Source organism: Streptomyces sp. MBT65, assembly GCF_016612545.1.
Classification (GTDB): Bacteria; Actinomycetota; Actinomycetes; order Streptomycetales; family Streptomycetaceae; genus Streptomyces.
On the sequence record NZ_JAENRY010000473.1, the window covers coordinates 1 to 5,259 of the forward strand.

Consider the following 5,259-nt stretch of genomic DNA (forward strand, 5'->3'; position numbering starts at 1 on the left):
CACGTCACATACCGCCCTCTCAGATGCCAGCGCAACCGGCCATTGAGGCACCACCCGAGCGCCCTGCCGTGTCGGTCCCTGCCGCCTTGGTCGAGCACGCACGCAAGGTCGCCACCGAGCACCACACCCGAACCGGAACCCCCATCGACACCCCGACCCTCCGCGCCCGCCTCGGCGTCCCCGCGCCCATGGCCGAAGCCATCGCCGCCCACCTCACACCGACAGGAAGTTGACCCGTGCCCCTCACCTTCAACACCGCCGCCGACTACCTCGACGCGGCCCGAGAGATGGCCCGCAGCAGCCGGTGGGCACTGGCCCGCCTCCTCGCCGAGGAAGCTGCCGACCGGACCTCGGACCCTGCCCAAGCTGCCCGCATCCTCGCCGAGTTCCCCGCACCGCACCGCCGAGAGGAGGACTGAATTGCCCGCCAACCGCCGCTTCCGCAACGTCATCCGCATCGGCCCCGTCCAGGTCGCCACGTCCTACGACGACCGGGGCCAGGAGAAGCACACCGCCGCCTGCACCGCCCCGCGCTGCGGTGCCTCGCACGACTACGACAGCCGCGCCGCCGCCGAACTGGCCGCGCACACCCACCGTTGCCCCGTCCGCTGAAAGGGAGTTCCACCCCGTGACCGTCAGCCTGCCGCTCGTCGTCGTTCTCGGCTTCTTCGCCTGGGGAGCGGTCAAGTTCCTCGGCGTCCGTACCTGGATCGTCGTCCTGATCGCCCTGTTCGGCTTCTGGCTCTCGCACACCTTCCTCGCCCCCGCCATCGAGTCCGGCACGCGCTCCGGCGTGGGTGTCGTAAATGGCTCACATGCCTAGACGAGTAGATGAGAAAGGGTTCGCCGTGTTCCTGCCCAAGTACCCCGACAACCCGACCCCGCCGCCCGCACACACCCACACCCCGGCCGACCCGGTGCCCGTACGGCGCTCGCTCCCGCCGGTCGCCATCGACCGCAACACGGTCGTCGCCCTGGTCGTCGGCGGAGTCGTCCTCACCGCGCTCCTGGCAGCCGTCGCCGTCACGGCCATCTCCGTAGCCATCGCCGCCGTCGTCCTGCGCTCGATGCTCCGCGACCACCGCCGCTGATCGACTCCCGACCTCGACCCCTGGCCTCCGGGGCGGCGGCACACGACCAAGCATTTCGCCGCCCCGGGGCCCGTCTCTCCTGACCGAGCCAGCCAGAAGGAGCAAGCCATCTTCACCCGCCCCACCCCGGCCCCACTCCCCGAACTCACGAACCTGGCCGCACAAGGAACCCTCCCGGGTATCCTCCGCCAACTCTCCAGCCTCGGCGGCTGCACCAACCCCATCCGCCTCGACGGCCACCGCACCGAATACGACGTCAACACCACAACCGGCGAGATCGGCGGCATCCTCCACCACCTCAACTCCTCGACCCTCCCGGCCGGCCAACTCCTCGTCCGCTGCAACAACCGCCGTACGACCCGCTGCGCGGCCTGCTCCGAGGTCTACCGCCGCGACACATTCCACCTGATCACCGCAGGATTGCGCGGCGGCAAGGGCACCCCCGAACACGTCGCCACCCACCCCCGCGTCTTTGCCACCTTCACGGCCCCCGGCTTCGGCCCGGTCCACAACCGCCGCACCGACGGCCGACCCTGCCGCTGCGGCCTCCACCACGACCAGGACGACGACGTACTCGGCACCCCACTCAACCCGGACACCTACGACTACGACGCCGCTGTCCTCTGGAACGCGCACGCTGGTCCCCTCTGGCGACGCTTCTCCACCTACCTGCGCCGAGAGGTCGCCAAGCGGGCTGGTCTCTCCCAGCGTCGGTTCCGTGACCACGCGCGCGTGTCCTTCGCCAAGGTCGCTGAGTACCAGAAGCGCGGAGCCGTCCACTTCCACGCCGTCATCCGCATCGACGGCCCCACCGGAGGCGACACCCCACCCCCGCCCTGGGCCACCGCCGAACTGCTTATCGACGCGATCCGTGCCGCCGCATCCAAGGTCCAGGTCGACGGCCCGATCATCGACGGCCGCGCCCACACCTTCACCTTCGGCCGTCAACTCGACGTCCGCACCATCCGATCCGCTGACTTCAACGACGGCCAGGAGCTGAGCGAGCGGGCCGTTGCCGCCTACATCGCCAAGTACGCCACCAAGGGCGCCGAAACCGCGACCGGCGGCGCTCTCGACCGCCCGCTCAAGTTCGCCGCCGAACTTGCCCACCTCGACATCAGCGATCACGCCCGCCGCCTCATCCGCACCGCCTGGACCCTCGGCGCACGCAAGAGCCTGGAACACCTCCGCCTGCGCGCCTGGGCCCACATGCTCGGCTTCCGCGGCCACTTCTCCACCAAATCCCGCCGCTACTCCACCACCCTCGGCGCTCTCCGAGACGCCCGCGCCGAATGGCGCCGAGCACAAGCCGCACCCGCCAACGGCCCCACCACCAACACCACGTACGTACTTGCGCACTGGGTCTTCGCCGGTACCGGCCTTTCCGACACCGAAGCCTGGCTGTCCACATCCCTAGAACCCGCCCCCGGCACGGAAGGAGAGCCCACCCGTGGCTGACCCGCGAGCCATCACCGCTGCCCCGGACCTGGAGTCCGCCGACCTGGCCTTGGTCCTGCTTACTGTCGAAGAAGCAGCGCGGCGACTCCGTATCGGCCGTACGACCTGCTTCAAGCTCGTGCTCGCGGGCGAGATCGAATCCGTCACAGTCGGCCGACTCCGCCGGGTACCCACCGAAGCGTTGCCCGCATACGTCACCCAACTCCGCCGCCGTCCCGCCGAAGCGGCCTGAGGGGGGCGACATGGCAGAGACGAAACGCACCCGCCAGCCCAACGGTGCCTCGTCCATCTACCTCGGCAAGGACGGCAAATGGCACGGCCGGGTGACCGTCGGTGTCAAAGACGACGGCAAGCCCGACCGCCGTCACATCGAGCGGAAGACCAAGGCCGAAGTGACCAAGGCCGTCCGCGAGATGGAGCGAGCCCGCGACGACAAGAAGCTGCGGAAGCCGGGCAAGGGATGGACAGTCCAGAGCTGGCTTGAGCACTGGGTCGAGAACATCGCTAAGCCGTACGTCTCCGAGAACACGTACGACGGGTACGAGGTGGACGTACGTGTTCACCTGGTCCCGGGCCTCGGCGCCCACCGACTCGATCGGCTGGAGCCCGAGCACCTGGAGCGCTTCTACCAAAAGATGCAGAGCAAGGGCAGCGCGGCCGGCACCGCACACCACGTGCACCGCACCGTCCGTACCGCCCTAAGCGAGGCAGTACGGCGCGGACACGTCCCGACCAACGCCGCCGAGATCGCCAAGGCGCCTCGACTCGAAGAGGAGGACATCGAGCCGTTCACGATCGAGGAGGTTCAGAGCCTGCTCGTCGAAGCGGCCAAGCTCCGCAACAGCGCACGGTGGGTCGTCGCCCTGGCGCTCGGCCTCCGGCAGGGCGAAGCGCTGGGGCTGCACTGGGAAGACGTCGACCTTGCCTCGGGTTATGTCCGCATTCGCAAGAACCGGCTCCGCCCGAAGTACGCGCATGGCTGCGGTGCCAACCCGTGTGGCCGGAAAGCCGGTTACTGTCCCAAGCGGGAGCAGACCCGGCGCGAGCACAAGTCCACCAAGTCACGCGCGGGCCGACGCACCATTGGCCTTCCCGACCCGCTGATCAAGATTCTCCGTCAGCACCAGGAAGCCCAGGAGCGGGAGCGCATCGCGGCCGGCACCGATTGGGAGAGCAAGGGGTACGTCTTTGCCTCGCCGATCGGCGGTCCTCTCAGCCCTAACACGGACTTCCACACCTGGAAGAGGCTTCTCCGGGACGCGGGCGTACGGAACGGCCGTCTCCACGACGCTCGCCACACCGCCGCGACCGTGCTCCTGATCCTCGGGGTCCCGGACGTCGTGATCGACTCGATCATGGGTTGGGAGCCCGGGGGAGCGGCCCGGATGCGCGCTCGGTACATGCACGTGACGGGGACCATGCTCCGTAGAGTCGCCCAACAAGTCGGAGACGCGCTTTGGTCTGGGACGGTATGAGGCTTTCCCACTAGACGCGTCCGTACATTGTCCGTACAGTGGGATGTGGCTCTCCTTGTTCTCTTCGTCTGCCTAGGCGCCAACCAAGCAGCAGACGAAGAGAACAAGGAGAGCCTGACCAAGGAGTGAGGAGAGCACCCATGCGAACCGCGCGATTTGAGTTCCGCCTTGATCCAGACGTGAAGGAGCGTATTGAGACGGCGGCGGAACTTGTGGAGGAGTCCGCCTCGGACTTCGCCCGCCGCGCTGCGGTTGAGCGTGCAGGAGAGGTCCTGCGCGCTCACCAGGCGACCGTCGTCCCATCGTCGTACTTCAGTGAGCTGCTGGCCGCACTGGACCAGCCTGTCGAGCGCAACGAAACGTTGACTCGGGCTGCTGAACGCGCCAGGGACCTGATCAAGAGGAAGTAGTCAACCCGGTGTACGTCAGTGAGGCCCTGAATTCGGGGCACAGCATCCAGTCCTTCGACTGCGGGAAGGTTCCGCTGAACGACTGGCTCAAGAACAGTGCTCTCGCAGTTGAGCGTCAGCGAACGTCACGGACGTTCGTGCTCAGCGAGGACAGCGGGGAGGTGATCGCGTACTACAGCCTTGCCGCGCACGTTGTAGCGCCCGAAGGCCTCCCGAACCGTATTCGGGGCAACGCTCGGGATCCGATTCCTGCGGTGTTGCTCGCCAAGCTTGCGTTGCACCGGGACCATCACGGCCGCGGGCTTGGCGGCGCACTGCTGGCTGATGCGCTTGAACGTATCGTCGAAGCGGGTCGGCATGTCGGTGCGAGGGTCGTGGTTGTGGACGCCATCGATGAGGAGGCCGCGTCCTTCTATGAGAAGCATGGGTTCCAGCCCATGCCTGGTACGGACCGGCTTCTCCGTAGGCTATCCAGCATCGCTGCCGACCTCGCGCCCTGATCTCGACTGAGACGGAAAGTGAGACGGACAACGACGAAGGGCCCCACCGCGAACGGTGGGGCCCTTCGACATCGTGCCCGGTGAGGCACTGGCGGAGGATACGAGATTCGAACTCGTGAGGGGTTGCCCCCAACACGCTTTCCAAATGTTCGTCGAGGGGTTCGGCCAAGGCCGGGAACGTTCTGACCTGCGGTGGGGCGGATCGTTCAGTGACATCCGGACGCCACTGAACGTGGGCGAATGAGACCGCAACTGAGACCACGAGGTGACGGGCGGACGGCCGCGTTCTGCCTGGTTGCCACCTCAGAGGGCGGTAAGTAACGTG

Annotated in this window: 9 protein-coding genes and 1 pseudogene; all 10 read left to right on the top strand. The window is 67.5% G+C overall.

The window, feature by feature from the left end:
• Positions 1 to 233 (top strand): annotated as a pseudogene (locus tag JHN63_RS48420) (SpdA protein); the annotation flags it as partial.
• Positions 234 to 236: 3 nt separating this feature from the next.
• A complete protein-coding gene (locus JHN63_RS48425) occupies positions 237 to 419 on the top strand; it encodes a hypothetical protein (protein WP_200691511.1) in 183 nt (60 codons plus the stop codon).
• A gap of 1 nt (position 420) precedes the next feature.
• Complete coding sequence (locus JHN63_RS48430) at positions 421 to 612, top strand: mobile element transfer protein (RefSeq protein ID WP_093628273.1); 192 nt, start codon at positions 421 to 423, stop codon at positions 610 to 612.
• Positions 613 to 628: 16 nt separating this feature from the next.
• Positions 629 to 823 carry a hypothetical protein gene (locus JHN63_RS48435; protein ID WP_200691512.1) on the top strand — a complete coding sequence of 65 codons (195 nt, stop codon included), beginning with the start codon at positions 629 to 631 and terminating at the stop codon, positions 821 to 823.
• 25 nt (positions 824 to 848) lie between these two features.
• On the top strand, positions 849 to 1,091 hold the full coding sequence (locus JHN63_RS48440; RefSeq protein WP_200691513.1) for a SpdD protein: 243 nt from the start codon (positions 849 to 851) through the stop codon (positions 1,089 to 1,091).
• Positions 1,092 to 1,244: 153 nt separating this feature from the next.
• Entirely contained in the window at positions 1,245 to 2,549 is a 1,305-nt protein-coding gene (locus JHN63_RS48445) for a replication initiator (protein WP_200691518.1), read from the top strand.
• The gene (locus JHN63_RS48450) at positions 2,542 to 2,781 is read left to right on the top strand and encodes an excisionase family DNA-binding protein (protein WP_200691514.1); all 240 of its coding nucleotides are present in this window, start codon (positions 2,542 to 2,544) and stop codon (positions 2,779 to 2,781) included. The genes JHN63_RS48445 and JHN63_RS48450 overlap by 8 nt, the downstream gene beginning before the upstream one ends.
• 10 nt (positions 2,782 to 2,791) lie before the next feature.
• Entirely contained in the window at positions 2,792 to 4,024 is a 1,233-nt protein-coding gene (locus JHN63_RS48455; protein ID WP_200691515.1) for a tyrosine-type recombinase/integrase, read from the top strand.
• A 140-nt stretch (positions 4,025 to 4,164) separates the two neighbouring features.
• Positions 4,165 to 4,434: a DUF1778 domain-containing protein gene (locus JHN63_RS48460; RefSeq protein WP_200691516.1), complete on the top strand. Its 270-nt coding sequence runs from the start codon at positions 4,165 to 4,167 to the stop codon at positions 4,432 to 4,434.
• Positions 4,435 to 4,442: 8 nt separating this feature from the next.
• Positions 4,443 to 4,934, top strand: coding sequence for a GNAT family N-acetyltransferase (locus JHN63_RS48465; protein WP_200691517.1), 492 nt, complete (start codon positions 4,443 to 4,445; stop codon positions 4,932 to 4,934).
• The last annotated feature ends 325 nt before the right edge of the window (positions 4,935 to 5,259 follow it).